At 66.8% G+C, this 25,885-nt stretch carries 22 protein-coding genes; 12 read left to right on the top strand and 10 right to left on the bottom strand.

The window, feature by feature from the left end; translation table 11 throughout:
• The first annotated feature begins 33 nt into the window (after positions 1 to 33).
• Positions 34 to 1,509, top strand: coding sequence for a serine/threonine protein kinase (locus H6717_35220; GenBank protein ID MCB9582340.1), 1,476 nt, complete (start codon positions 34 to 36; stop codon positions 1,507 to 1,509).
• Here H6717_35220 and H6717_35225 read toward each other — a convergent pair.
• From H6717_35225 to H6717_35250, 6 genes are all read right to left on the bottom strand, one after another.
• The gene (locus H6717_35225) at positions 1,484 to 2,983 is read right to left on the bottom strand and encodes a radical SAM protein (protein MCB9582341.1); all 1,500 of its coding nucleotides are present in this window, start codon (positions 2,981 to 2,983) and stop codon (positions 1,484 to 1,486) included. The genes H6717_35220 and H6717_35225 overlap by 26 nt on opposite strands.
• 15 nt (positions 2,984 to 2,998) lie before the next feature.
• Positions 2,999 to 3,457 (bottom strand): response regulator, encoded by a 459-nt coding sequence (locus tag H6717_35230; GenBank protein ID MCB9582342.1) that lies wholly within the window; start codon positions 3,455 to 3,457, stop codon positions 2,999 to 3,001.
• Positions 3,458 to 3,578: 121 nt separating this feature from the next.
• Positions 3,579 to 3,968 (bottom strand): response regulator, encoded by a 390-nt coding sequence (locus tag H6717_35235; GenBank protein MCB9582343.1) that lies wholly within the window; start codon positions 3,966 to 3,968, stop codon positions 3,579 to 3,581.
• Positions 3,969 to 4,051: 83 nt separating this feature from the next.
• Complete coding sequence (locus tag H6717_35240) at positions 4,052 to 5,443, bottom strand: sigma-54-dependent Fis family transcriptional regulator (GenBank protein ID MCB9582344.1); 1,392 nt, start codon at positions 5,441 to 5,443, stop codon at positions 4,052 to 4,054.
• Entirely contained in the window at positions 5,440 to 6,888 is a 1,449-nt protein-coding gene (locus tag H6717_35245; protein MCB9582345.1) for a HAMP domain-containing histidine kinase, read from the bottom strand. Before H6717_35245 ends, H6717_35240 begins: the two co-directional genes overlap by 4 nt.
• The gene (locus H6717_35250) at positions 6,885 to 8,456 is read right to left on the bottom strand and encodes an aldehyde dehydrogenase family protein (protein MCB9582346.1); all 1,572 of its coding nucleotides are present in this window, start codon (positions 8,454 to 8,456) and stop codon (positions 6,885 to 6,887) included. The genes H6717_35245 and H6717_35250 overlap by 4 nt, the downstream gene beginning before the upstream one ends.
• Before the next feature lie 84 nt (positions 8,457 to 8,540).
• Between H6717_35250 and H6717_35255 the strand changes: the two genes are divergently transcribed.
• The 3 genes from H6717_35255 (at position 8,541) to H6717_35265 (ending at position 11,019) form a co-directional block, all read left to right on the top strand.
• The gene (locus H6717_35255; GenBank protein ID MCB9582347.1) at positions 8,541 to 9,704 is read left to right on the top strand and encodes a saccharopine dehydrogenase NADP-binding domain-containing protein; all 1,164 of its coding nucleotides are present in this window, start codon (positions 8,541 to 8,543) and stop codon (positions 9,702 to 9,704) included.
• On the top strand, positions 9,695 to 10,588 hold the full coding sequence (locus tag H6717_35260) for an SUMF1/EgtB/PvdO family nonheme iron enzyme (GenBank protein MCB9582348.1): 894 nt from the start codon (positions 9,695 to 9,697) through the stop codon (positions 10,586 to 10,588). Before H6717_35255 ends, H6717_35260 begins: the two co-directional genes overlap by 10 nt.
• A 62-nt stretch (positions 10,589 to 10,650) precedes the next feature.
• Complete coding sequence (locus H6717_35265; GenBank protein MCB9582349.1) at positions 10,651 to 11,019, top strand: hemerythrin family protein; 369 nt, start codon at positions 10,651 to 10,653, stop codon at positions 11,017 to 11,019.
• Between the two features lie 262 nt (positions 11,020 to 11,281).
• Here H6717_35265 and H6717_35270 read toward each other — a convergent pair whose 3' ends face one another.
• On the bottom strand, positions 11,282 to 11,845 hold the full coding sequence (locus H6717_35270; GenBank protein MCB9582350.1) for a ribosomal protein L7/L12: 564 nt from the start codon (positions 11,843 to 11,845) through the stop codon (positions 11,282 to 11,284).
• Between the two features lie 254 nt (positions 11,846 to 12,099).
• On the opposite strand from H6717_35270, the gene H6717_35275 reads away from it, so the two are divergent.
• Positions 12,100 to 13,119: a hypothetical protein gene (locus H6717_35275; protein ID MCB9582351.1), complete on the top strand. Its 1,020-nt coding sequence runs from the start codon at positions 12,100 to 12,102 to the stop codon at positions 13,117 to 13,119.
• Here the strand turns inward: H6717_35275 and H6717_35280 are convergent, their stop codons facing one another.
• Positions 13,120 to 14,226, bottom strand: a complete 1,107-nt coding sequence (locus H6717_35280; GenBank protein MCB9582352.1) for a hypothetical protein — start codon at positions 14,224 to 14,226, stop codon at positions 13,120 to 13,122. It abuts the gene before it with no gap.
• Positions 14,227 to 14,237: 11 nt separating this feature from the next.
• Positions 14,238 to 15,875 carry a hypothetical protein gene (locus H6717_35285; GenBank protein ID MCB9582353.1) on the bottom strand — a complete coding sequence of 546 codons (1,638 nt, stop codon included), beginning with the start codon at positions 15,873 to 15,875 and terminating at the stop codon, positions 14,238 to 14,240.
• 123 nt (positions 15,876 to 15,998) lie between these two features.
• Between H6717_35285 and H6717_35290 the strand changes: the two genes are divergently transcribed.
• From H6717_35290 to H6717_35300, 3 genes are read left to right on the top strand one after another with little or no spacing between them, the layout of a single operon-like run.
• Positions 15,999 to 16,985 (top strand): NAD-dependent epimerase/dehydratase family protein, encoded by a 987-nt coding sequence (locus tag H6717_35290; GenBank protein MCB9582354.1) that lies wholly within the window; start codon positions 15,999 to 16,001, stop codon positions 16,983 to 16,985.
• A gap of 53 nt (positions 16,986 to 17,038) precedes the next feature.
• Positions 17,039 to 17,938, top strand: coding sequence for a flippase-like domain-containing protein (locus H6717_35295; protein ID MCB9582355.1), 900 nt, complete (start codon positions 17,039 to 17,041; stop codon positions 17,936 to 17,938).
• Positions 17,935 to 18,300, top strand: coding sequence for a hypothetical protein (locus H6717_35300; protein MCB9582356.1), 366 nt, complete (start codon positions 17,935 to 17,937; stop codon positions 18,298 to 18,300). Before H6717_35295 ends, H6717_35300 begins: the two co-directional genes overlap by 4 nt.
• Before the next feature lie 3 nt (positions 18,301 to 18,303).
• Here the strand turns inward: H6717_35300 and H6717_35305 are convergent, their stop codons facing one another.
• Positions 18,304 to 19,944: a fumarate hydratase gene (locus H6717_35305; protein ID MCB9582357.1), complete on the bottom strand. Its 1,641-nt coding sequence runs from the start codon at positions 19,942 to 19,944 to the stop codon at positions 18,304 to 18,306.
• A 193-nt stretch (positions 19,945 to 20,137) separates the two neighbouring features.
• Here H6717_35305 and H6717_35310 point away from each other — a divergent pair, with 193 nt between their 5' ends.
• The 4 genes from H6717_35310 (at position 20,138) to H6717_35325 (ending at position 25,854) form a co-directional block, all read left to right on the top strand.
• Positions 20,138 to 20,995 carry a helix-turn-helix domain-containing protein gene (locus tag H6717_35310; GenBank protein ID MCB9582358.1) on the top strand — a complete coding sequence of 286 codons (858 nt, stop codon included), beginning with the start codon at positions 20,138 to 20,140 and terminating at the stop codon, positions 20,993 to 20,995.
• Positions 20,996 to 21,100: 105 nt separating this feature from the next.
• Positions 21,101 to 21,301: a hypothetical protein gene (locus H6717_35315; protein MCB9582359.1), complete on the top strand. Its 201-nt coding sequence runs from the start codon at positions 21,101 to 21,103 to the stop codon at positions 21,299 to 21,301.
• A gap of 192 nt (positions 21,302 to 21,493) precedes the next feature.
• The gene (locus H6717_35320; protein ID MCB9582360.1) at positions 21,494 to 24,601 is read left to right on the top strand and encodes a lantibiotic dehydratase; all 3,108 of its coding nucleotides are present in this window, start codon (positions 21,494 to 21,496) and stop codon (positions 24,599 to 24,601) included.
• Entirely contained in the window at positions 24,601 to 25,854 is a 1,254-nt protein-coding gene (locus H6717_35325) for a lanthionine synthetase C family protein (protein ID MCB9582361.1), read from the top strand. Before H6717_35320 ends, H6717_35325 begins: the two co-directional genes overlap by 1 nt.
• Positions 25,855 to 25,885 lie beyond the last annotated feature (31 nt).

Consider the following 25,885-nt stretch of genomic DNA (forward strand, 5'->3'; position numbering starts at 1 on the left):
CGGGCCTAGGCGCTATGGTGACTCCAAAGGGTCATGGCAAAAGCGGCACCCAAGGCCGGGCGGGTTCTCTCCGGTCGATACCGACTCGAGGAGCGTCTCGGGGAAGGTGGCATGGGCAGCATCTGGCGGGCGGAGCATTTGGTGCTCGGCGCGCCGGTGGCCGTGAAGCTCATCGACCGTGACGTGACCCGGGACGAAGAGGCGCTGGCGCGCTTCAATCGCGAGGCCCAGTCCGCGGCGACGCTGCGCAGTCCTCACGTCGTCCAGATCATCGACTACGGCATCGACGACGACACGCCGTTCATGGTGATGGAGCTGCTCGAGGGCGAGACCCTCGCGGAGCGGCTCCGGCGCATCAAACGCCTGAGCCCGGCGGAGACGTCGCGCATCATCACCCACGTGGCCCGCGCCATCTCTCGCGCCCACGAGGGGGGCGTGGTGCACCGCGACCTCAAGCCCGAGAACGTGTTCCTGGTGGCCAACGAGGACGCGGAGATCGCGAAGGTGCTCGATTTTGGCGTGGCCAAGGTCGAGAGCGCCACCCTAGGGCCGGGCGGAACCCGGACCCGCACTGGATCGCTCCTGGGCACTCCGTTCTACATGAGCCCGGAGCAGGCCCAGGGGAACAAAGAAGTCGACTACCGCACGGACCTGTGGGCGCTGGGCGTGATCGCCTTCGAGTGCCTCACGGGAAAGCGACCTTTCGAGAGCGACGGCCTCGGGGACTTGGTGCTGAGCATCTGCGTGCGCCCAATGCCCACGCCGTCGGAGGTGGGACCAGTGCCCGCCGGCTTCGACGAGTGGTTCGCCCGTGCTTGCTCCCGGGAGCCGACCAATCGCTACCAATCCGCGCGGGAAATGGCCGAGGCCCTGCGGGACATGGTGTCGGACGAGACGCGGGAGATGCAGATCACCGTGTCCGAAGAAGACGACGAGTGGGGCGCCGTGCCGGTGCTGCCCTCGGTGCTCGGCGACGCGGGGGAAGCCGACACCGAGCGAGACATCAAGATCCACGAGGCGGATACCGTCGCCGTGGAGCCGGAGCGCAAGCCGGCGATGACGGTGCAGCAGTTCGGAACGTCGACCACTTCCGAGGTACCCGAGCCGTCGCGTCGCACGCCGCTGATCATCGGAGTGGCTGCGCTCGCGCTGCTCACGGGGATCACCGGGGGCGTGGTCTTCTTCAGTGAGAAGGAATCGCCGGCGACTCGCGAGCTGCCCGCGCCGTTGCCGAGCCCGACGCCCACCAAGGCGAGCCCCGCGTCCACGCTGCGCGCTCCCAAGGCGGCGCCGAGTGCCAGTGCGGTGGTGGAAGAGGAGAGCGACGCGGGGGCGAAAGAGGCGGGCAAGGCGACGGACTCCGCTGCGGTGGCAGAGGCGAAACGCGACGCCGGCGGGCAACCGGCGCGCTCCGACGGCGGGCTGAGCGAAGCGGCGAAGAAAGCCGCAGCCGTGATGCTGGATCGCGATGGCTCTGCGCCGATCAAGGTCGTGGGCGGCGATCGCTGACGGCGCCCAGCACGCCGAGAGCGCGGCGCAGACCTTCCCGCGCCGCCGCGTCGGGAGTGCCGTCGAGCTGGTAGCCGCCCCGCACGCCGTTCGCGTCGTCCTCGAGCCAAAGTCGTGCCGGGGTGTCCGGGTGGGATAGCTCGAGCACGACGCGTCGTCCTCCGCGCTCGGTGCGGACGCGATTCCAGGTGAAGGGACGGAGGGGCGCCACGGCCCGCAACCGGGCGAGGCGGCGAGCGATGGCCGTGGTGGTGGCGCCGGCGATGGCGTCTGGACCCGGGGCGTGCACCGGTGTGTGGCCCAGCTCGAGCAAGCGCTCCCAGATCTCGTTCAAGCTCTCGATCGTTCCACGGCCATCGACCACGTGGAGGCTGATGCGATCCGTCGCCGCCGCGCCCCCGCCGGGAGCGGTGAGGGCCACGGTCAGGCCGTCTGCAAGCGTGAGCTGGCTCTCGCCATCGTGGATCGCTCGAGCGTCCGTCCCCAGCGCTCGGGCCAAGGCGTAGAGCTCCACCCCGAGTACGTCGAGCTCCGGCAGCCGCGCCAGGGGGACCGGAACCAGCTCCGAGAGACCGTGGAAACGCTCGTAGGTTTCGAACACACCGCTGCATTGGGGCTCGAAGGCGCACGCGCTGCAGCTCTCGGGTTTGAGCTTGTCGCGGCGCTTCACGGAGTACTTGTCCCACGGCGCGCTGAGCGTCGATTCACCGTCCACGGCCACCGTGAAGGTCTCTTCGCCGTCGTGATGGATCACCCGGGCGAGATCCGGTGCGACGCAATAGGGTAGGTTGCCCACGTTCACGTCGAACCCCTCGGGAAAGCCCGCCACCATCTCCCGGAGCGGCTCGACCAGCTCCGAGTAGTGCGGCATGGCTTCGCGGAGCTCGTCGTCCGTGCGCTCGCCGGCGTCCAGCGGTCGCATCATGTCCAGGTGGACCTGGTGGACGCCATAGGGGAGCACCAAGCCCGGCAGCGCGGGCAGGGACGCGACGTTGGAACGAACCACGCACAGGTTCACGCTGATGCGCTGGCGTCGCTTCGCCAGGTGACCCAGGGATTCCACGATGCGATCGAAGGAGCCAGGCCGGCGGGTGGTGGCTTCGTGAGCGGCCTTCGTTCCGCCTTGGATGGAGATGCGCCAGGAAACGTTGGGGGCCGCCGCCAACACTTCGTCCACGAAGCTCTCCCGAGCGGTCTTCACGCCGTTGGTGAACACCACGATCTCGCGGAAGCCCAGCCGCTGAGCGTGGCGAAGGATGTCGAAGAAGCCCCGGGCCAGGGTGGGCTCACCACCCAGCAGGGTCACCTTCTCGTGACCCTGGGCCGCTGCCTTGTCGAGCTCCGCCAGCACCGGCTCGGGCGCCATGGGACGAGCGCGCCCCATGGCCGTCTGTTGTCCGCTCACGCAGAAGACGCAGCGGTTGTTACACAGATGACCGAGCTGGATCTCGAGCTGGCGCTTTGGCTCCGCCACCCCGAAAGCATAGGGTCAGCGTGCGGACTTGGCGATCAGGTCTGCCGCCAGGGTCGCGAAGTTGTCCGCGTTGACCATCCGACTCGACAGCACGATGCCGTCGCCATCGCTCACGAATACACGCAGGCTGTGTTCGTGCAGGGAAGCGAGAATGATGAACGGCGTCGTCACGCCGGCCTGGCGCACTCGAGCGAGCACCTGAAGGCCACTCTGCCCGGGCAGCCTGGAATTCGACACGACCAGGTCGAAGGGGCCTTGCTCGAGGACGGCGCGTTCCAGGCCTTCGCCGTCGTCGGCTTCGACGACGTGAGGCGAAAGGGTGCGCAAGAGGGGCGAGATTCGCCCAGTCGTTTCGGACTGAGGATCGGCGATGAGGATCCGGGGCTCTTTCATGAAGGCTCGGGTCTTGCGAAGCGGGACGGCGGTGCGGGTGGCGTCGAAGTCGACGTGTCGGAGTGACGATTGAGCCCGCATGCCGTGAAACCTCTCCAGACGGCTGCACCAGCAGGACCCGTGCCGACGCGGATGGCGTTCAAGTGGTGGAAATCGCGTCAAGGAGTGGGTCGTCGAGGCCGGGGCCTTTCACCTTTGCGGTTCAACTCTGAAAAGAGCCGGCGTTCTGCACGGCGTGCACCAGGTCCTCGAGGTCGAAGGGCTTGTCCAAAAGTGCCACGGCGCCCAGCTCTTGCGCACGGCGTCGTGTCTCGTCCGTCGGGAAGGCCGTGATCAGCACCACGGGGGCGTGGGCGTCCGCCGTTCTGAGATGTCTGAGAACGTCGAGGCCGGAAAAGCCCGGCATCCGGATGTCGCTGACGATCACGTCAGGCTCCGCTCGCGAGCCACACAAGGCGTCGATCATGAACTCGAAGAGCTCGGCTCCGTCAGCCACGGCGATGACGTGGTAGCCGTCTCGATTCAAGACATCGACCATCAGGCGGCGAAGCTCGTCGTCGTCCTCCGCGACCAGTACGAGGCTGTCCGACATGGCGTTTGTCAAAGCAGGGAGCGTGCCATCGCATGGAACCGCGGAAAGGCGCCCGTGCTACCGGGTCGAAAAGGCCCACTGACTCAGGATTCACCCCACGCGTCGAGGCGGCGATAGAGCGTCTTGCGACCGACCCCCAGGATCTTGGCGGCCAGGGACTTGTTGCCTTCCACGGCCGACAACACCCGCAAGATGTAGCGCCGCTCCACTTCCTCGAGGGGCACCAGGTCGGAGGGATCGTCGGAGGCGACCAGCACGTTTCGGCTTTCGTGCTCGAGGATGCGCTGGGGTAGATCCTCGACCTGGATTTCCTCGTCTCGGGTGAGCGCTACGGCCCGCTCGATGCAGTTCTGCAGCTCCCGGACGTTGCCGGGGAAGGGATACGCCATCAGGCGTTTCGCCGCAGCCGGGGAAAGGCCGTGCACGTTCTTGCTTGCCACACTCGCGAAATGGGCGAGGAAATGCTGGGCCAAGAGCAACACGTCGCCACCTCGCGCTCTCAGCGGTGGCAACGGCACGTTGATGACGTTGATGCGATAGAAGAGATCCTCGCGAAACGTCTTCTCTTCGATGGCGGTTTCGAGATCGCGATTGGTCGCGGCCACGATGCGAGCGTCGAAGGGGCGTTCCTCGCTGCCACCCACGGGGCGCACCACCCGCTCTTGCAATGCGCGCAGCAGCTTGGGCTGTAGCCCGAGGGGCAGCTCACCGATCTCGTCCAAGAACAGGGTTCCGCCGTTGGCGCGCGGCATCAGGCCTTCGCGCGCCTGGCGCGCGTCGGTAAAGGCGCCCCTCTCGTGGCCGAACAACTCGCTTTCGAGCAGCGCCTCCGGCATCGCCGCGCAGTTGATGGCGATGAAGGGCCCGTCTCGCCGCCGGCTGCGGCGGTGCAACTCCCGCGCGACCACCTCCTTGCCCGTTCCGCTCTCTCCGGTGATGAGCACCGTGGTGTCGCTGTCGCTGATGCGCTCGAGCAGGTCGTAGACTTCCAGCATCCTCGGGCTCGAGCCCAACAGCGCGCCGAATCGCTTGCTACGGTCGACCTGGGTGCGCAGGCGCCGAACCTCTTGCCGCAGCGCAAAGTGGTCCAAAGCTCGATGTAGCGACATCGCCACGGCCTCCAGCTCGAAAGGCTTGGTGATGAAGTCGTAGGCGCCGGCTCGCAGGGCGGCGACTGCGGTTTCCATCGATCCGAAGGCAGTGACCACGATGACGGGCACGTCCGGGTAGGTGGCGACCACCTGCTCGCAGAGCTCCGTTCCGCTGGCGCCGGTCAGGTTGAGATCGGTGACCACGACGCCGAAGCGCTGCGTGCCCAGGAGCTCCCAAGCCTCGCTGGCGCTCCCGGCCGTGGTGACGGCGAAGCCCTCCGCCGACAGGCCGTCACGCAGCAGATCGCAGGCGGCCGGCTCGTCGTCGACCACCAACGCGGCGCGGGACCCGGGCTCCGGCGGGGGAAGAATGGAAGCGGTCATGATTCCTCGCTGAGGGGTAGGTGGATGGCGAAGGTGGTGCCTTCTCCAGTGGTGCTTTCAACGGTGATGCGACCCCCGTGCTCCAAGACGATGTCTCGCGTCACGCTGAGGCCGAGCCCTGTGCCTTCTCCCACCGGCTTGGTGGTGAAGAACGGCTCGAAGATCTGCTCGCGCACCTCCGGCGGCATGCCGGAACCTCGATCGGATACCCGGAGGGCGATCTCGGCGTCCTCGCGTTCCAGGCTCACCTCGACGCACCCTTGCGGCGGGCTGGCGTGAATGGCGTTGACCACCAGATTCGTGAGCGCTTGCTGCAACTGGCCTTCGTCCACCGAGGCCTGCGCCGAGGCCTCCGCTCCGAGCTTCAGGCTCACACCGCGCTTCTTCGCCAATGGAGACAGCAGGGATACCGTCCGCGCGGCGATGGCGCCCACGTCCGCTGGCTTCTTGTGAGGCTCTTTGCGTCGAGCGAAGTCGAGCAGCTCCCGAATGATCTTTGCCATGCGGTCGGCCTGCTCCGCCACGATGCGCGCGTACTCCACGGACTGCTCCGGGTTGGCGTTGCCGCGCGCGATCATCTTCGCCCGTCCGCTGACGACGTTCAGCGGAGTGCCGAGCTCGTGAGCGATGCCCGCCGCCAGCCGCCCTACGGTGGTGAGGCGGTCGGCGTGACGCAGCTGCTCCAGGGTCGCGATGCGGGCGGACGTTTCATGCTCCAGCTCCTGTCGTGCGTTGGCCAGGCGATCACACATGGCGTCCATCTCTCGGCCCAGCTCGCCGATCTCGTCGCGCTGCTTCAGGTCCAGGTGATCCTTCAGGTTGCCCGCGCCAATGCTCCGCGCTCGCGCCACCAACAGGCCCATGGGGCGCCCGACCAGCCAGAAGCTCGACAGCAGCACCACCAGCGTGCACACGGCAATCACCGCCAGCAGGCTCAGCACCAGGCTCTCCAGGGTGGTGTGCAGGTAGGCGCGATTCGGCGCCAGGGACTCGGCCAGCTCCAGTGCTCCAGCCCGGCTCGAGCTGGTGTGCACCGGCACCGCGGTCACCAACCAGGGTTCCGCCGTGTCGTCCGCGGCCCACTTGCCGCCGTGCTCTGCGACCCTCTCTTCGCGTTGCACCAGCTCGCCGCGTTCGAGCCGCGCGAAGCTCGCGTCGTCCAGCAGCGCCGACGCGGTTCCTTCGTCGAGCCAAACCCAGCGAATGCGAATGTGCGCCTTGCTGCGATCCGCAGCGTGGACCAAGGCCAGTGCTTCCCGCTCTCCGCTGGTGCGCCACACGGTTTCCACCGACGTGGAGAGCGTCATCGCCACCGCGCGATGATCCCGCCGTACGTCCGCGTCGAACAACGCTGCTTCGCGCCGAACGCGGATCCATCCGAACACGGCAAGCACCACCGTTACGCCGATGAGCAGGGCGACGATGAGCTTGCGCGCGACTTTCATGTGAGCGTGGACCAGTCTGGCGGGTCGATGCTGCCGCCGGGTTCCACGTCCATCTGGGCGCGCTGCAGCTTGCCGGATAGATCCACGTTCACCGCTTGCCAGCGGCTGTAGGCGTCCAGCGCCCAGACGCCGCCTTCTCGGCTGCCGTTGCCGCTCCAGCCGTTGCCTCCAAACGGCATGTGGGTTTCGGCGCCGGTGGTGGAGTTGTTGATGCTCGTGACGCCGGCGCGGCTCTCCTCCTTGAAGCGGAGCATCGCCTTCGCGTCCCGCGTGTAGACCGCACTCGACAGCGCGTACGGGGTGCCATTGGCGGCAGCGATGGCTTCGTCCAGGCCATCCACCTCCACCAGGTTCACCGTGGGGCCGAAGCACTCCTGCTGGAACACCTGCATGTGAGGCTTCACTCGGTCGAAGATGCGCGGGGTCGCGTACAGCCCGTTCTTGGCGTCTCCTGCAAAATTCGGGGGCTCGTCCCCTGCGATCACGCGCCGGCCATCCAACAGCAGCTCCGCGCCGTCCTCCACGCCGATGGCGCGTTGCGCGATCCAGCTCTGCAAGAAGCGTTCGTTGATGAAGGGGCCGTAGGCGACGGTCTCGTCGAAGGGGTCTCCAATGCGAAGCGTGCGCGCGCGGCGCGCCAGCTGGTCCCTCACCGCCGGCATCACCCGCTTGTCGACGATGATGTTTCCGGCGCTGGTGCAACGCTGCCCGGCGGTGCCAAAGGCCGCCCACAACGCGCCGTCCACGGCCAGCTCCAAGTCCGCGTCTGCCAAGATCACGAGAGGGTTCTTCCCACCCAACTCCAAGGAGGGAACCTGCAGATTTCTTCCGCAGATCTCACCGATTGTTCGACCTACCTCGGTGGAGCCGGTGAACGCGACCTTGTCCACGCGGCCGGCCTCCACCTGCTCGATCAGATGCTGCCCGGTACCGGCTGCCCCGCCGCCGTACACCACCTGCAGCACCCCCGCCGGCAGTCCCGCCGCTTGCCACAGCTCCGCGAGCAGGGCCGCGGTGCCGGGAGCGTCCTCGCTCGGCTTCCACACCACGGTGTTCCCGCACAAAAGCGCCGGGATGATGTTGCGACACGGCACCGAGACCGGGAAGTTGCCGGCAGTGATCACCGCCACCACCCCGAGCGGACGCCGGTGGGTGGACAGCTCCTTGTCGCCGAGCTCGCTGTGCAGCGTGCGGCCGTACAGCCGCCGCCCCTCGCCTTGAAAGAGCTCCGCGGTATCGATGGCTTTCTGCACGCTGCCCCGCGCTTCGCGCAGAGGCTTGCCGGTCTCTCGTGCCGCGAAGCGCGCCAGCGCTTCTTTGCGATTCGAGAGCAATTGGGCAAAGCGGCCCACCACCACCCCCCGCGCCGGCGCCGGCCTGTGCGACCAGCTTCTGAATGACTCACGGGCACCCTGGCAAGCGGCTACCACGTCGTCCTCCCCACAGCGCGGTGCCACGGTGACCAGGTCCTCACGGTTCGCGGGGTTCCTGCGCTCGAAGGTGGGCGTGCCGCTGCCGGCCACGAGGGTTCGCGGAAACGCACCGTCTTGCTCCAGGGTCTTCATCACGGCCGTCATCGTCCGAAAGCCGTCCGCGAGCAACTGCACGGATGTGCCTCGCGAAAGACGGGGATTCGAGCTATCAGGTGCGCCATGCGAGCACTGGTGCTGGGTGCGGGAAGAATGGGCCGAGCGGCAGCGTGGGACCTCGGGCGTCAGCCCGGCATCACCGCCGTCCGGCTGGTCGACAAGGACGAAGCTCGGTTGGCCACCGCTGCCGAGGATCTGAACCGGCTGCTGGATCAGGCGCAGAGCTCCACGGGGCGGGCCAAGGTGGAAACGCATGCGTTCGATCTGGATGCGGGCGGTCTGGTGAAGCTGTTGGAGGGTTGGGACGTCGTGCTGTCTTCGGCCGACTACCGCTTCAACGAAGCGCTGACGCGCGCGGCGATCGAGGCGCGAGTCCACCTCTGTGATCTGGGCGGCAACCTATTCGTGGTCGAGAAGCAGCTGGCGATGGACGCGGACGCCAAGCGCGCGGGCGTGATCATCGTGCCCGACTGCGGTCTCGCGCCGGGCATGGCGTGCCTGCTCGCTGCCTGGGGCGTGGAGCGCATGGACAGCGCCGAGAGCGTGAAGATCCGCGTGGGCGGCCTCCCTGCCCACCCCAAGCCGCCGCTCAACTACAAGCTCGTGTTCTCCGTGCGCGGTCTGACCAACGAATACCTCGAGCCCGCGGAGGTGTTGCGCGACGGCAAGATCGTACGCGTGCCCTCTCTCACGGAGCCGGAGGCCATCGAGTTTCCGTATCCCTTCGGTACGTTGGAGGCGTTCAACACTTCCGGAGGCGCGTCCACGCTGCCGCGTACGCTCAAGGATCGCGTCCACAACCTCGACTACAAGACCATCCGCTACCCGGGGCACCTCGCCGCCTTCGCCGGCATGCACGCCATCGGATTGCTCTCGGAAAAGCCCGTGGACGGCGTCGTCCCTCGGGCGTTCACCGAGCGACTCATCGAGGGCTCGCTCTCCGACGACGACACCGACGTGGTGCTCGTGCGCGTGAGCATCGAGGGCAAGTCCCAGGGCAAGCGCGCGCGCCTCACCCTCGAGATCATCGATCGCCACGAGCCCAAGACGGGTCACTCCGCCATGGCCCGGACCACCGCCTACCCCGCCGCCGCCATCGCCTACATGATGGCGGCAGGGGCCGTGGAGCGCCGCGGCGTGCTGCCCGGAGAATTGGCGGTGCCCCTCGAGGCGTTCGTACAAGCGGTGAAGACCCGCGGCATCGACGTTCGGGAGAAGTGGGATTGAGATTGGGTTGGTTCGCCGCGGTAGCCCTCGGGGCGGCCTGCGCGACGGTGAAACCCGCGCCGGAGTCTCCGAAAGCGCCACCGCACGTCGCGGCACCGACGCCGCCGCCACGGGTCGAAACCGCGCCGGACGCGGGAGCGCCGGCACCCGAAGTGGCCGCGGCGGACCAACAACAAAAGAAACCGTCGTGTCCCGAGGAGATGACGCTGGTTCGGCGAGCGCAGGGCTTCTTTTGCATCGACCGCTGGGAAGACTCCATCGAGCTCTTGAAGGCTGACGGCAGCGCGACGCTCCGCCCCGGCAACCTGAAGGTGGACGGCATCGAGGATCAGGTGCGGGCCGTGAGCGTCTCGGGGCGTAAACCGCAGGGTTACATCAGCGGCAAACAAGCGGCGAAGGCCTGTGAACGAGCCGGAAAACGCCTGTGTCAGATCGACGAGTGGGTGACGGCCTGCCGCGGGCCCAAGCACACGATTTACCCCTACGGCGACGTGCGCAAGGCCAAGGTGTGCAACGACCGCTACAAGAAGCTCGACTACCACCCGGTGGTTCGTTTGTTCAAAGCCGAGGCGCCTCCGGGCACGGACCCGAAGATGATGTGGCACCCGAGCTGGATGAACGACCCTCGGCTGCACGAAATGTCCCACAGCGTGGTCAAGACGGGCGCGTTCGAAGCCTGCACCAACGAGTACGGCGTGTACGACATGGTCGGCAATCTGCACGAGTGGGTGGCGGATCCCGATGGAACGTTCTTTGGCGGGTACCTGATGGACACCTACCAGAACGGGCAGGGGTGCGAGTACCGCACCATCTTCCACCCGTACGACTACCACGACTACTCCACCGGCTTTCGCTGCTGCCGCGACCCAAACTGGGACGGTTGACGAGGCGGCGGCCGTGGTTCAAAGATGCGAGGATGGAGAATGCTGACTCCGACAGACCCACGATGCCGGACGGGGTGGCGGAGCAGCATGGTCAGATCGCGCTCTTGATTCGTCGGCTGGGCGCGGCACACCACGCCCACGAGCCGTGGCCGGCGTTGGCGCGGCGCCTGGACGAGCTCCGCGCCATCATCCGCGTGCACTTCGCCACGGAAGAGCACCTGATGCGCCTCTCGGAGTATCCGAAGCTCGAGCAGCACATGGCGGAGCACGAGTCCTTCCGTCAGCGGCTGGAGCTCTTGCGCGGGCAGTGCGAAGACGGCAAGAGCGAGCTGATGGAAGTGCTGACGGACCTGCTCGAGACCTGGTTCCGCCACCACGAGGCGACCTCGGACCAGGAAGCTGCGGCGTTCATCGGCCTGGCCGCCGAGTAGGTCTTCAGAGGATCGAGCCCTTCTTGGCCATGTTCAACTGGAACTCGGCCAACATAGTGCTGCCGCGCAACGCCTTGCGTACGCGACCTATCTTGGCGCTCCACATCTTGCCCGTCGCGCGAGACCAATTCGTATCCCGCGTAGCTGACCAGTACCGTGAAGAACAGCGCTTGGTACGCTGCTCTTTGACGGCCCACCTTCACGCCCTTGAAGAGTAGCTCTTCGAGAGTATCTGCCAGGATCAGCTCTGGCGGTGCCATGGCTATTTCGCGCGGGCGGTGGCGCCAGCGGCCTGAAGTGCGGAGATCATGGCGCTGGCTTCGGGCTCTTCGATGCCGGTGGCGATGGTGACGGGAGCGGAGCCCACCAGCTGCTTGGCTTCGGCGATGCTCATCTCGATCTGGTCACGCAGAGCGACGATGACGGCGAGCTTCTTGGTGCCGACGCTTTCGAGCACCACGTCCACGACGGGAACGGTCACCTTCTCCATCGTCAGCTCCGCCTGGGCGGCCGCTTCCGAAGCGGCGCGCTCCAGATCCCGGGCCTTGGCGGAGTCGCTACCGATCTGGATTTGGGCCGGCGAATCCGCAATCAACGCGCGAGCGCGCTCGAGGTCCAGGCCGCCCTTCTCCGCGAGCAGCTGAGCCACGCGCTCTCGATTGGACGGCGCGACCCGAAGCACCAGCGTGTAGTGTTTCTCTTGGCGCCCCGTCGTCGGCTGCTCGCGCACGAGCGTGGCGCCGCAGAAGCGGCACGTGATGGCTGCGCCATCGGACGCGGGAACGGGGGCGGTACAGCTCGGGCAGCGCAGCTCGGTCAGCGACATTGCCGCAGGGTAACCGAATCCCCCGTGAAGTCGGGCCGGCGCCTTCACCCGAGCGAAGACGCCGGCCCTCCGATCACGCTGCCTTCGAGCGACGTCGGCGGCTCACCGCCAACGCGCTGCACCCCACCGCGCAGTACAGGCCCATCCTTCGCTTCACTGAGGCACAACCATCAATCTGCCAACCTGGCAAAGCGCTGGACTCCAGCCGGCGCGCTTGTGACAAAGTGTCTGCAGCGGCTCCAGAAAACTGGCAGATGTGGGCGGATCCCGCGTGGCATGGAGATCGCAACGCGCGGGGGGAGATGGACGTCGACCGGCTCATCCGGTGGGGCGCGCCGATCGTGATGGTGGCGATCGCGACGGGGCTTTGGTTCGCGCGGAGTGAGCCCACGGAGGCGCCCGCCACGAGCGCCAGTGTGCAGCTGACGGATCCGCTCCCGGTCCGCACCGGAGCGGCGCGGGAGCAGCTGGCGGACGACATTGCGCACCGTGGTGAAGCCGCCCTCGGAGCGCGAGGTCCCGCGCCGGACCAACAAAAGAAGCCGAAACCCGCGCGAGCTGCCCGAGACCTGCCGATTGCGACGCCCAAGGCCGCGGCCAAACCCCGCGCACGGAAGCCGAGCCAATGCGGCGGCGTGGAGGTGCACGCCATCACCGCCAGCGTGGATCCAAAGTGGGCCTTCGCGTCCCTTTCGCCCGAGCCCGGCGAGCCGGCGCACCTCAGGCAACCCGGCGATAGCATCGGCAGTTGGCGCGTGGACAAGATCGAGTGGGACCGCGTGTGGCTGCGCTCCGGTGCGGGGCGCTGCGCGGTGACGCTGAGCGATGGCGCGCGGGAGGGCGCGGAGCTCGGCAAGAAGCTCGGAAACAAGGGGCTCGTGTTCGAGGCGGCGCCCGAGGTGGAGCCGTGGCGCGTGCCCGGTGAGATTGCCAACGCCATCGAGAGCGACGGCGACGGGCGCTATTCCATCGAGCGGGCGATGGTGAAGCCGCTCTTCGATCGCGGCGGTGCGCTGATGAGCGGCATCGAGCTCACGCCGGAGATACGCGCCGAGCAGGTGGTGGGCGTGAGCATCGGCGGCATTCGGGAAGACTCGCTCTTGGAGCGGCTGGGCGTGGAGTCCGGGGACGTGCTCATGAGCCTGGACGACAAGCCCTGCACCACGCTGCAAGCGGTGGTGGACGCCTTGCTGGGCGCGCGTGAGGCGGATCGGCTCGTTGCCCGCCTCGAGCGTCAGGGTCAGCCCTTCGAGCTCGAAGTGCGCGTGCGCTGACTACTCTTCGAGATCCGTGGGGATGGGGTAGCCGAAGCCCTCGATCTCGTCGACCTCGGACTGCTTGAGGTTCATGGCGGTGAACGTACCCTGGGTGGGATCGGCCCCGTTGCCGTTGAGCTTCACCACGTCCACGCTCAGGCTGCCGTTGGCCACCCATCGCTCGGAATCGTTCGGATCCTGGACGAAATTGCCGGTGACCTTGGTGCCCTCGGCGCGCACGTCGATGGCGCCGGTTCCAATCACGATGTCGATGAGGAACGGCGCCGTGCCGAGCGCGATGCTGCCGTCGGGCTCGTCTCTCGCGAAGCCGTCGGCGATGAAGTAGTAGCCGTCCGGCGGATCCTTCTCCGGCAAGAAGTCCTTGAACTCCGACAGGTCCCCTTGCTTGACGCTGGGCTTCACGCAGGCGGCCGGGCCCGGGTACAGCGAGCACACCGGCGTGTCCCCGGAGCAGCTCGGGCAGCCCGGACGGCCGTTGAGCGCCGTGCGACGGTTGGCCTTGGTGAAGATGGCGCGCCAGGCGCCGCTCTCGGGATCCACCTTCATGTAGGCGTAGACCCGGATCTGCACCGCCAGGTAGTCCACGTTCATCAAGAAGTAGTAGTAGCCCGTGGGCAACGAGTTCGGCCCGCCGCCATTCAGTCGATACGTGAACGGCAAGCGCTGTCGCGGCACCGTGGCGTGGCCGTCCAGATCTTCGAGCCCCGGCTCCACCAAGAGCAGATACGGAACCGAGTACGCCAGCGGTTCCGTGGGCGTGATGGTCATGTCCCGACCGGCCAGGTCGAAAGTGGCGCCGTAGGTTCGGCTCTCGTCATTCGGCCGAGCGCCATCGTACGCAACGACGATGGAGTCCTTGAACTCCTGAGTCTTCGGCGGCTTCTGCTCGTCCAGCAGGTTTTCTTCCTTGTCGATCACCGCCGGCACGATCTCCATCTTGAGCGTGTCGGTCTTGAACGCCTCCGACAACTGCACCACCAGCGGTTCGTCCGGCGTGGTGGTCATCACTCCGTTGTCCGCGGACAACAGATCGGCGCTCGGCGGCGGATCGAAAGTTTGGCAGCCCAGCAGGGCGAGGGCGGCCAGTGCGAGACTCTTCTTCATCTTTCTTGGCCTCAGAACACGAACGTGGTGCGCCCCTGGATCAAGACGCTGCGAACGGCTTGGTTGTTCTCGTCGTAGAAGGCGTCTCCCGGGAAGAGTACCGCGCCCTCCAAGTCGAACAAGAAATGCTCGGCGTATTTCCACTGCATGCGGCCGTCGAGCTCCACGCCGTAGAAGTTGCCGGGTTTGCCCCCGTTGAAGTTCACGAGGTCGTCTTCGATCTCCGTGCCGTCACGCAGCTTGAGGCTCTCCGTGGGATCCACCAGGCCGGTGGGCGCCCAAGCGGTGAGCACGCCGCCGCGAAACAACAGCGGCTCGATGGGCCGGAAGTCGAACTGCGGAAAAATGGCGATGGCGTTGGTGAAGGAGCCCTCGCTGTCCACGCGTTCCGCAGGGTAGGTCTTGGCACCGATGCGTTTGAGCAGCTCGACCCCCGCCGCAGAGGAGCGCGCGCTCTCGAACGCCAAGATGCGCTCGAACATCAGCAGGCCCACGTTGTTGTCTTCCGCGAAGTAGAGCTGCGTCAGATCCGTGCCGGGGTTCGGGTTGCGATCGCCGGAAGCGAAATCGAACTCCAGGTACGCCGTCCACGTGGGCTCGTCCCAGCGTGCCACCGCCCGCGCGCCGAACTGCTGCACCTTCTGTCGCACGATGGGGTCGTTGTTGATGAGCGAAAGCGCATCGCTCACCTCGCGGGTGCGTCCCAAGATGGTGACACCCTCTGCGCCGACGGACAGCTTCTGGATGCGAGCGATGGCCCGCGCGGTGAAGATGTTGATGGAAGTGCTGAAGTCCTGCTCCCAACGGTGGGCGTAGATGCCCATGAGCTCGAGGTTGCTCTGGTGCTTGGGGTCGGGCCGCTTGTAGCGAACCATGGTGCCCGCGCTCTGCAGGTCGTCGCCGAACAGACGAATCTGCTCCGAGGCCGTGCGGTCGTAAAAGGCGGCCACCACCATGCCGCGGTCCGCCGAGCGATCTCGCTCCGCCTCCGGCTTCAGGGCTTCCAACGGTTTGGTGGCGAACAGAATGCGATCCGCCGTGTCGCCGGCGTTGGAGTAGCCGAATCGGTTCGGTCTACCGTCGCCATCTGCCACCAATAGGGACGTGCCTTCCGCCGACGGCTGCCGCCCGATGCGAAAGAAGCCGATGGGCGTGGCCAGCTCGCCGTAGGCGCGGCGCACCTTCACCGGATCGCTGGGCACCAGCACGTAGCCGTAGCTGTCCGGGTTCAGCTCGTCGCCGCCGACGTAGCCGATAGCTGGTTTCGCGTTGTTTGGGTTTGTCGCGGCGGCGCGAGTACCGCTGTTCGTACTGGGCGGCGTACCGAACGTCCCGTTGTCGCCCCACAAGGTTCCGTCGAGGGCATCCAAGCTCACGACGATGCGGACTTTCTCGTCGTAGTCGACGGCACCGTCGAGGCGCAGCCGATGCTCGATCCAGCTCGCGCGCCGATGCTTGACCCCATTCAGATCGATGGGGTTCACGTACAGCCAGTTCGCCCGATACTCCGCACCCGTCGAAAAGCCGTAGCCGTCGAGCTCGTGACGCTGCGGTTTTCCGAGACCGTCGTCATCGGACCAAGGCTCGGGCTCTGCTGCTGCCGTCGTTGCCCAAGACAGCGCGAGCGCACACACCAAAAGCCGCCTCATGTGACTCTCGAAACTAGCGGAACCGCTCTACTTCGAGAAGAAGATTCGGCCCATTGGCCAGCGTTCCATGCTACGCCCACCCCCATCGCTGGCGGCAAGCGCTACGATGCCGCGCTTTCGATCATGACTTCGTCCGCATTGGTTACCGGCGGTGCCGGCTTCATCGGATCGAGCGTCGCCGACCGCTTGTTGCGCCTCGGCTATCACGTCACGACGTTCGACAACTTCGACCCGTACTACGACCCCGCGCAGAAACGACGCAACGTGTCGTGGGCGTCCAGTCAGCCGGGCTATCGGCTGATCGAGGGTGACGTCCGCGATCGCGCGGCCTTGGCTGCGGCCTTCGACGCGGCGCGGCCCGACGTCGTGGTGCACTTGGCGGCGCGGGCGGGCGTGCGCGCCAGCGTGGAAGACCCGCGAAGCTACGTGGAGGTCAACGAGCTCGGTGGCTTGAACGTGCTGGAGCTCTGTCACGAGCGCGGCAACGTACCCATCGCGTACGCCTCCACGTCCAGCGTGTACGGCGCCACCCAGGTGATCCCGTTTCGCGAGGACGATCCGGCGGCGGGCCCCCTGTCGCCCTACGCGGCGAGCAAGCGCGGCGCGGAGATGATGGTCCACGCCTTTCACCATCTGTATCAGCTGCCGGTGGCGGTGCTGCGCTTCTTCACGGTGTACGGCCCGCGGGGTCGTCCGGACATGGCGTTCGCGATCTTCACGCGCAAGCTGCTCGCGGGGGAGCCCGTGCGGCTGCACGGTGAAGAGACGGCGCGGGACTTCACCTTCGTGGAAGACATCGCGGACGGTGTCCTCGGCGCGGTGAATTGGGTGCGGGAAAAGCCGCGTCTGGACACCTTCAATCTCGGTCGCACGGAGCCGGTGCGGGTGCGGCGACTGATCGAGCTCTTGGCAGACGCCCTCGGGGTGTCGCCCACGGTGGAGCTCGGACAGCTGGGGGCGAGCGAGACGCTGGTCACCTCCGCGGACGTGTCCAAGGCCCACGCCGCCTTCGGCTACGCGCCCAAGGTGGACCTCACGCAGGGTGTTCGTCGCTGGGTGGAGTGGATCGCCAGCGACGAAGCGCCCCCGGAGCTTCGGAGCCGCGGGTGACGGAGCCTTCTCCGGCCGCGTCACAGCCTCTCTGGCGCCGCCTCTTGCCATTCGTGACCGCGGCGGCACTGCTGGCGCTGGTGCTGGTGCGTCTGGATTGGCACAAGTTCTTCGTCGCCCTACGCAGCATTCACTACGTCTATTTCATGCTGTTCACCGTCGCGTTCAACGCGGCGTTGCTCTTGGCGGACACCTTCGCGACCACGCACGTGTATCGCACGCGGGTATGCAACATCGGCTACAAGGAGCTGCTCGTCATCCGCGGCGCTTCATACTTGCCGAGCCTGTTGAACCACCACGTGGGGCAGGGCTGGCTCACGTACTTCCTGTCCAAGATGTACAAGGCGCCGCTGTGGCGAGTGACGGGCGCGACGCTCATCGTGTACGCCACCACCTTCGGCTGCGTGTACTTGCTCGGGCTCTCGGCGCTCCCCTTCAACCATGGTCGCGTGCACTGGCTCGCGCCCACCATTGGCGCCATCGGCGTGGCGGGCCTCGGCTATGGAATCGTATTGGCGGTGAAGCCCCGCATCTTGCGGGAGGCGCAGACCACGGCGCCGCTGATGGAGGCCGGCGTGCGTGGGCACCTGGTGGCCCTCGCGTATCGGCTGCCCCACGTGCTGGTGCTGTTCGTCGGAACCTGGGTGCCGTTCCTGTTCTTCGGCATCGATGTGCCCTTCACCGACGCCCTGGCCTACATCCCCGTGCTCATGCTCGTGATCGCACTGCCCATCACTCCCCAAGGGATCGGAACCCGAGACGTAGTGGCGCTGGAGCTAATGTCGCGATTTGCAGTGGGCAGCTCCGAAGAGCGGGCCGCAACATTGGCCGCGGCTACACTTTCCTGGGCTGCTGCCCTCACCGTGGTGCAGGCTACGTTTTCTCCAATCTTGATGCGCCAGGCTCGGAAGCTGTTCGTGCAAACTGGCGCTGGGGACGAGGTCATCCGATGAAAAAGTGGATCGCGCTCGCCGTGGTGCTCGCCGTCGCAGGCTGCAAGAAGGAAGAGCCGGCCAAGGCCGCCGGCGGCAAGCTCGCCGGTCAGCTCGTGGGCAAGTGGAACGACGCCGACGACGGCAGCCTGGCGTGGGAGTTCTCCGCCGGTGGCAAGTGCAAGGCCTTCGGCGAGATGGACTGCTCTTGGGAGAGCGTGAGCGAGAGCGGCTCGCTGCTGAAGCTTCGCTACAAGGCCGTGGACAGCTGGGACGACGTAGAGGTCAGCTTCGATGGCACCGACAAGGCGACTTGGAAGGACCTGACCGAAGCCAAGGACGATCCGGACTTCTCCGTCACCAAGCTGGTACGCGCGAAGTGATGCTCAGCGGGTCACCTTGAGCGGCCCGCTCGAGAGGATCTCCGCGAAGAAATCGTTGCCCTTGTCGTCCACCACGATGAACGCGGGGAAGTCCACGACCTCGATCTTCCACACCGCTTCCATGCCCAGCTCGGGGTACTCCAGGACCTCCACCTTCTTGATGCAGTCCTTGGCCAGGCGCGCGGCGGGGCCACCGATGGATCCCAAGTAGAAGCCGCCGTGCTTCTTGCACGCGTCCGTGACCTGCTGGGAGCGGTTGCCCTTGGCCAACATCACCATGCTGCCGCCACGGGACTGGAACAGATCCACGTAGGAGTCCATGCGGCCCGCGGTCGTGGGGCCGAAGGAGCCCGACGCGTAGCCCTCCGGCGTCTTGGCCGGACCGGCGTAGTACACGCAGAAGTCCTTCATGTATTGCGGCATGTCTTCCCCGCCGTCGAGCCGCTCCTTGATCTTCGCGTGAGCGATGTCCCGAGCCACCACCATCGGGCCGGAGAGCGATAGCCGAGTCTTGATCGGATACTTGGCGAGCTCTGCGCGGATTTCGCTCATCGGCCGCGTCAGGTCCACGCGCACCACCTGATCGCCGAGCTCCTTCGCGGTGGTCTCCGGCAGATACTTCGCGGGATCGTGCTCGAGCTGTTCCAGGAACACGCCGTCTTTGGTGATCTTGGCCACGGCCTGGCGATCCGCCGAGCACGACACCGCGATGGCCACGGGGCACGAAGCGCCGTGACGCGGTAGTCGAATCACCCGCACGTCGTGGCAGAAGTACTTGCCGCCGAACTGCGCGCCGATGCCGGAGGTGCGCGTGAGCTCCAGCACCTGCTCTTCCAGCTTTCGATCACGGAAGCCGCGGCCGAGGGCGTTGCCCTCCGGCGGCAGCGTGTCGAGGTAGCGCGCCGAGGCGAGCTTGGCCGTCTTCAAGGCGTACTCCGCGCTGGTGCCGCCCACCACGATAGCCAGGTGGTACGGCGGGCACGCCGCAGTGCCCAGCGTCTTGATCTTCTGTCCGATGAACGAGAGCAGACTGTCCGGGTTCAAGAGCGCTTTCGTCTCTTGGTACAGATAGCTCTTGTTGGCGGAGCCGCCGCCCTTGGCCATGAACAGGAACTTGTAGGCGTCGCCGTCCGTCGCGAAGATCTCGATCTGCGCCGGCAGATTGTTGCCGGTGTTCTTCTCCTGATACATGTCCAGCGGTGCCACCTGGCTGTAGCGGAGGTTTGCCGTGGTGTAGGTGTCGAACACGCCGCGGGCGATGGCCGCCTCGTCTCCTCCGCCGGTGAACACCAGCTGTCCCTTCTTGCCCATCACGATCGCGGTGCCCGTGTCCTGACACATGGGCAGCACGCCGCTGGCGGCGATGTTCGCGTTCTTCAACATCTCGAGGGCCACGAAGCGGTCGTTGTCGCTGGCTTCCGGATCGTCGAGGATTTTCCGTACCTGCGCCAGATGTCCGGGGCGGAGGTAGTGGGCAATCTCCCGCATCGCCTCCCGGGTGAGGAGCGTGAGCGCTTCCGGCTCCACCGAGAGGAAGGTCTTCCCCCCCGCCTCGAAGGTGGAAACGTGGTCCTTCGTCAGCAGCCGGAACGGGGTGTCGTCGTGGCCCAGCGGCAGCAGCTCTTGATACTGAAAGTCGCTCATCGTCACACCTCTCGATCGCGTCGGAGCATACACCCCTGGCCCGTCCTGTCAGGCCTCCCGCCGAGGACAAATGACGCACGCTAGCCACGAGTGTGGACGATGGTGCCCGCTTCTTTTGTTGGTCCGGCGCGATCCCCGTCGCGCTCGCTCTGGTCCGCCGCCCCGGAGCGGCGTACCGTTTCCATTGGAAGCGATGGCGGCGTCGATGATGAGCGGCGACGAAGGGGAGCTCGTACTCGTCCCCGCGACGGACATCGACACCTTCGTCTCCGCGCCCGTGGACCGCTACGTCGCGCGGCGCACGTTCTGCTTCTGGCAGCTGGGGACGGACACCAAAGGTCTCATCACCTGGGGCACTCCTACCGAAGCCGATGCACGAGAGATGGTGCACGCCTTCGAGGCGGGGGAGCGAATCGAAGAGCCCCACGTCTCGTTGATCGACATGCGAGACCTCGGCGCCGTGGACGTCGTCGCCTTCGAGGTCATCATGCGGTACATGACGACGCGTCAGGACGTGTTCGCGCAAACGGTGCAGCGGCAGGCGCTGGTGCACGGCACCGGCGCCGTCGGTGCGGCAGTCGCGGGGTTCTATCGCGTCGTTCAACCGCGCTACGCCGTGGAGTCCTTTTCGGACGTCGGGGACGCCGCGCGTTGGTTGCATCCAGAGCGGGCGGACGAGCTCTTGGCGTTGGTCCGCGCGTTGCGTGCCCGGCTGATCCACACGCCGGAAGTCGTGTTGATGCTGCGTGCGTGCTTCGAGAGTGCTGCGTCACTGCCGAGTGCGGCGCGGGCAGCGCGTACGCTGGGCATGAGCCTCAGAACACTGCAGCGCTCCTTGGCGGATGCCGGTACCTCGTTCCGGTCCGAGCTGCAGCGCTTCCGTCTCGAACGCGCGGAGCGGATGCTGTCGGGATCAGCCGCGTCCGTGAAGGCCGTGGCGGCGACGGTCGAGATGACTCCGGAACGGCTGTCCGCGTTGTTTCGCCAAGTGCACGGCGTCACGGCCGAGGTGTGGCGCGCGCGGTTCGCCCGCGTAGTGCAGGATGACTGACGTTTGGCGCGTTTCAGCTGTAACTTGGCGCAAGCTTCGTCCTCGCGCCCACGTAGCCTTCTGCATGCGCAACGACTACCGGCGCGCTGGTCAACGGAGGCGAACATGACGAAGGGTACCAAGAAGAAGACGGCCAAGAAGAAGCTCACGCTCGGCAAGGAAACGGTCCGCAAGCTGAGCGACAAGGAGCTTGGGGGAGTGGCCGGCGGCGTCAAGCGGCCCGACCCCGACCCCGGAACGGTCAGGTGCGGGAACACCATGGACTACCGTTGCGCTGGCAGCGATCCGAGCGCGTGCTGCAAGTGAACGGCGTGACACCATCGTCGTACTGAGCATCCGACTTCCCGCATGCCCCAAGCGGCGAACTGCGAACAAGCTGGGTCGGCCTTTCTCGTCCTGCGAACACCCCTCTTGCCCTTCGAGACCTTCGCTCAGCTTGGAGAAGGTCTAGAGGCCTGCGACGGGCCGGCCGCCGCCTCGGCTCAGGTGGTGAGGCGGATGCAGGCTCTGGTCCAGCAGCCGGCGATTCGCGAGGCGTTGTTCATCGCATCTCCGTCTCTCGACCGTGCGCTTCCCGGTTGGATCGCGGATCCAACGACACCCGCGAGCAGGGACGTCTCGCTGACGCTGATTCGCTACCTTGCGCGCATGGCGACGCGCCCGACGCCGTTCGGCCTGTTTGCGGGCTGCTCGGTCGTTCGAACGGTGGCTGAAGGCACACGCTTGGTCCTCGCCCCGCTCGCAGAGTACCGAAAGCACACGCGGCTCGACGCCGGGTATCTCTCGCTCTTGGCCGAAGGATTCGAGCGAGATCCTTCGTTCTGCGACGCGCTTCGCTTTCGGCCCAGCTCGGGCTTGTACCCGGCGGTAGGCAAGCTCCGCTATGCCGAAGGGGTAACTGAGCCGGGCTCCCGTGTGCGCAGTTACCAGCTCGTGGCGGTCGAGCGCACGGAGTACCTCGACGCTGCGCTCGCTCGCGCACGCGCTGGCGCGAGCGTTGCCGAGCTCGTCAACGCGATCGTCGCCGACGATCCCGACATCGATCGCGACGAAGCCAGCGCGTACGTGGAGAGCCTCGTCTCGAACCAAATCTTGTGCTCGAACGTGACGCCGAACGTCACGGGTCGAGAACCACTGTCGGAGCTGGTTGCCGTTCTGCGAAGCATGGGGCCTGTCGCTCAGGGAGCCGCCCAAACGCTGGAGGAAGCCCGCACTTCCCTGTGTGCCCTCGACGACGCTTCGCTCGGAGTCGCGCCGGAGCGCTACCACGCTGTCGCCGATGGGCTCGCCGTACTGCCGGCGGAGATCGACAGGGCTCGCCTGTTCCATGTCGATCTGTACAAGCCCGCGCCGAAAGCGGCCCTGGGAGAGGCAGCGCTTCGGTCGATCCAAGAGGCCATCGAGCTCAGCACGCGCTTGGCGATACCTTCCCCGGATGCCGCGATGCGCCGATTCCACGCGGCCTTCGTCGAGCGCTACGGTGAGCCCACCGACGGGCCCCTGCCCACCCGGCGCATGGTGCCGCTCTGCGATGCCCTCGACGACGAGGTGGGCTTGGGGTTCAACACCAGGAGCGAGGGAGGCTCGGGGCGGTCACCCCTGCTCGAACGCCTGGCGTTCCCCGTCGACGGACCGTCGCCCACGCGGGAGCTCGGGAAGCGCGAGCAGCGTCTCGTGCGCGGTCTGGTCGAGACCCTTCGCGCGGGGCGCTTCGAGTGGACTCTATCCGACTCCGATCTCGACGCGCTTGCGCCCACGCCGCCGGCAACCCTGCCGCATGCTTTCGCATTCTGGGGCACGTTCGCGGCACGGAGCCCGGAGGCGCTCGAGCGTGGCGATCTGCGGTTGCTCGTCGATTTCCTCGCGGGTCCGTCCGGTGCGATCGCCCTCGGTCGTTTCTGCTACGGCGATTCGGAGATCCGTCGCGGCGTCGAGGAGCACCTGCTCGCGGAAGAGGCGCTCCAGCCCGACGCCGTGTTCGCCGAGATCGTGCACCTGCCGGAGGGGCGGCTCGGGAACATCCTCGCGCGACCCACGCTGCGCGCTTACGAGATCCCCTACCTTGGCCGATCGGGTGCGACCGAGGAGCGGCAAATTCCCATCACGGACCTCTACCTGACCCTCGACGGAGACCGCTTCGTCCTGTTCTCGAAGCGTCTCGGGCGCGAGGTCGTCCCTCGCCTCACGAGCGCGCACAGCTTCACGAGGTCAACGCTCGCCATCTATCGTTTTCTTTGCGGTCTCCAACGGGAGCGGGATCGCTACGCCTTCACGTGGGACTGGGGGCCGGTCGCGAGCGCGACGTTCTTGCCCCGCGTCTCGCGAGGCAACATCGTCTTGTCGCTTGCACGCTGGACTCTCGGGGAAGAGGAGCTCTCACCGCTCACCCGAGCAAATCCGACCGAGCGATTCGGCATCGTGGAGGAGCTGCGCCGACGCCACCGTCTTCCGCGTTGGATCGTGCTGGCCGACGGAGACAGAACCCTGCCCGTCGATCTCGACAACCCGGTGTGCGTCGCGTCGCTTGCCGCCCTCCTGGCGCGGCGCGAAGCGGCATCGCTCACCGAAATGTTCCCGGCTCCGGACGAGCTGGTAGCCGAAGGCCCCGAGGGCCGCTTCGCTCATCAGATTGTCGTACCGTTCGTGCGCCCGGCGGGGTCTGCGGCGACCGCGGCGGCGGTCGCGAGCACGCTGACGACGGAGCCCGCGCTGCGCCGCTCCTTCGCTCCAGGCTCGGAGTGGCTCTACGTCAAATTCTACACCGGCGCTGCGAGCGCTGACGCCATTCTCACGGACTTGATTGCGCCCGTGGTGGCTCGCGCTCGACGGGCGAAGACGATCACGGGATGGTTCTTCCTTCGCAACGCGGACCCGCGCTGGCACGTGGCGGTCGCGCTGCGCGGGGACCCTGTGCGTCTCGCCAGGATGTTGCCGCGGTTGAACCGGGACGCGGCGCCTTTTCTCCAGGACGGGCGTCTGTGGCGGATTGCGGTCGACACATACGAACGGGAGGCCGAGCGCTACGGTGGTGAGAGCGGTGTCGAGCTAGCCGAGTCGCTCTATGAAGCAGATAGCGATGCGGCGCTCGCGATTCTCGCTCGCCTCGAATCAGGGAGCGGCGCGGACGAGCGCTGGCGGCTGGCGCTTCGTGGGTGTCACGAGGCCTTGCTGGACTTCGGCCTCGACCTCGCGGCTCGCACCGACGTCATCACGCGCGCCCGCGAGACCCTCGGTGTCGCGCTGCGTGTCAACGTCGTGCTGGAGCGACAATTGGGCGCTCGCTTTCGCGCGGAGCGGGCTTCGCTCGTCGAGCTGCTGGCTGTGAAGGCCACGAGCAAACATCCGCTGTCCGCGGGCGTCGGGGTCATGGAGAAGCGCTCGACCCGTGTGCGCTCCGTGGTGGAAGAACTTCGCGCCCGAGAGCAGGATGGACGTGTCAGCGTCCCTGCGCATCATCTCGTCGAAGGCCTTCTCCGCATGCACTGCAATCGACTGCTGCGTTGCGACCACCGTGCTCAGGAGCTGGTCATCTACGAATTCCTGCAACGCCTTTACGTGTCCGAGGCGGCGCGCGGTCGCGCTGCGGTCGCGTCGGAGCGAGAGTGATGGCACGTCGCCCATTGTTGCGCGGCCGTGCGGCCGACGAGGCGAGGGAGGCGTTGCGTCAGATCTCGCGCGCGTTGATTGCTCTGCCTCCGCGTCGTGTCCGCGGTCCATCGCTGAGCGACGGCGATGCGGGGCTCGCGATCGCGCACGCGGCGCTCGATCCCATCTTTCCGCGCTCCGGGCACCGCGTTCGCGTGGACAGGGTCCTCGATCGCGCGATCGATGGGCTCGCCCGCACGGACATGTCGCCTGCTCTTTTCGGCGGATTTACCGGCGTCGCGTGGGCGGTCGAGCATCTGCGGGGGAACTCGGGCGACGACGCTAACGAAGCCATCGACGACGCGCTGCTCCTGTATGTCGACCGAACGCCGTGGCTCGACTCCTACGACCTGATTCGAGGGCTCACGGGGATCGGCGTCTACGCACTCGAGCGATTGCCTCGGGCGGGCGGCCGGAGGATTCTCGAGCTGGTCGTCGAACGCCTCGCCGAGACGGCGCGGCGCCGACGCCCTGGGCTTTCGTGGTGGTCGGATCCAGCGTGGGTTCCGCCCCAGTTCCGGCGCGAGCCACACCTCGCATGGAACCTCGGGGTCGGCCATGGCGTTCCCGCCGTGATCGCGTTGCTCGGAGGCGCCTGCCGGGCGGGGATTGCCGTGCGCACCGCGCGACGATTGCTGGATGGCGCAGTTCGCTGGCTCCTGGCGCAGGAACTACCGGGGCGGGTCGACGCTGGCTTTGCGTACGCCGTTGGCCCGCGATTGCCTCGGGAGCCCGCCCGATCGGCGTGGTGCTATGGCGATCCTGGCGTGGCAGCAACGCTCCTCGTGGCGGCGTGCGCGATGGGAGAGCGGTCATGGAAGGATCACGCGGTTCGCATCGGACTCCGCGCCGCCCTTCGCCCGCCGGACGAATGCAGGGTCGTCGACGCTGGGCTGTGTCACGGTGCTGCGGGTCTCGGTCACCTCTACCATCGGATGTATCTCATGACCGGTGAGGCGAGCTTCGCGCGCGCGGCTCGGTCGTGGTTCGTTCGCGCGCTTGGTTTTCGTCAGAACCGTGTGGGGATCGCGGGGTTCGCCTCCTGGGAGCCCGACAGGCGTGGGCGCATGGGCTGGCATACGGACGTCGGACTGCTCACGGGCGTTGCCGGCGTCGCCCTCGCGTTGGCGTCCGCGCTCTCCGACGAAGACCCCGCGTGGGACCGCGTGCTGCTCCTGTCAGTTCGGTCACCGCCGACACACCCTGCCGCGTGAGCTCAGTGCCACACTTTCCCTCTCGCGCATG

The sequence above is a fragment of the Polyangiaceae bacterium genome (assembly GCA_020633235.1).
In the GTDB taxonomy this organism is placed as follows: Bacteria; Myxococcota_A; Polyangia; order Polyangiales; family Polyangiaceae; genus JACKEA01.

Excerpts from the sequence above, each read along its gene's own strand:
- H6717_35270 (MCB9582350.1), bottom strand. The coding sequence starts at position 11,845 with ATGTCGCTGACCGAGCTGCGCTGCCCGAGCTGTACCGCCCCCGTTCCC.
- H6717_35325 (MCB9582361.1), top strand. The coding sequence starts at position 24,601 with ATGGCACGTCGCCCATTGTTGCGCGGCCGTGCGGCCGACGAGGCGAGG.
- H6717_35320 (MCB9582360.1), top strand. The coding sequence starts at position 21,494 with ATGCAGGCTCTGGTCCAGCAGCCGGCGATTCGCGAGGCGTTGTTCATC.
- H6717_35315 (MCB9582359.1), top strand. The coding sequence starts at position 21,101 with ATGACGAAGGGTACCAAGAAGAAGACGGCCAAGAAGAAGCTCACGCTC.
- H6717_35305 (MCB9582357.1), bottom strand. The coding sequence starts at position 19,944 with ATGAGCGACTTTCAGTATCAAGAGCTGCTGCCGCTGGGCCACGACGAC.
- H6717_35275 (MCB9582351.1), top strand. The coding sequence starts at position 12,100 with ATGTGGGCGGATCCCGCGTGGCATGGAGATCGCAACGCGCGGGGGGAG.
- H6717_35220 (MCB9582340.1), top strand. The coding sequence starts at position 34 with ATGGCAAAAGCGGCACCCAAGGCCGGGCGGGTTCTCTCCGGTCGATAC.
- H6717_35240 (MCB9582344.1), bottom strand. The coding sequence starts at position 5,443 with ATGACCGCTTCCATTCTTCCCCCGCCGGAGCCCGGGTCCCGCGCCGCG.
- H6717_35255 (MCB9582347.1), top strand. The coding sequence starts at position 8,541 with ATGCGAGCACTGGTGCTGGGTGCGGGAAGAATGGGCCGAGCGGCAGCG.
- H6717_35265 (MCB9582349.1), top strand. The coding sequence starts at position 10,651 with ATGCCGGACGGGGTGGCGGAGCAGCATGGTCAGATCGCGCTCTTGATT.
- H6717_35300 (MCB9582356.1), top strand. The coding sequence starts at position 17,935 with ATGAAAAAGTGGATCGCGCTCGCCGTGGTGCTCGCCGTCGCAGGCTGC.
- H6717_35235 (MCB9582343.1), bottom strand. The coding sequence starts at position 3,968 with ATGTCGGACAGCCTCGTACTGGTCGCGGAGGACGACGACGAGCTTCGC.
- H6717_35285 (MCB9582353.1), bottom strand. The coding sequence starts at position 15,875 with ATGAGGCGGCTTTTGGTGTGTGCGCTCGCGCTGTCTTGGGCAACGACG.
- H6717_35245 (MCB9582345.1), bottom strand. The coding sequence starts at position 6,888 with ATGAAAGTCGCGCGCAAGCTCATCGTCGCCCTGCTCATCGGCGTAACG.
- H6717_35290 (MCB9582354.1), top strand. The coding sequence starts at position 15,999 with ATGACTTCGTCCGCATTGGTTACCGGCGGTGCCGGCTTCATCGGATCG.
- H6717_35230 (MCB9582342.1), bottom strand. The coding sequence starts at position 3,457 with ATGCGGGCTCAATCGTCACTCCGACACGTCGACTTCGACGCCACCCGC.
- H6717_35280 (MCB9582352.1), bottom strand. The coding sequence starts at position 14,226 with ATGAAGAAGAGTCTCGCACTGGCCGCCCTCGCCCTGCTGGGCTGCCAA.
- H6717_35310 (MCB9582358.1), top strand. The coding sequence starts at position 20,138 with ATGGCGGCGTCGATGATGAGCGGCGACGAAGGGGAGCTCGTACTCGTC.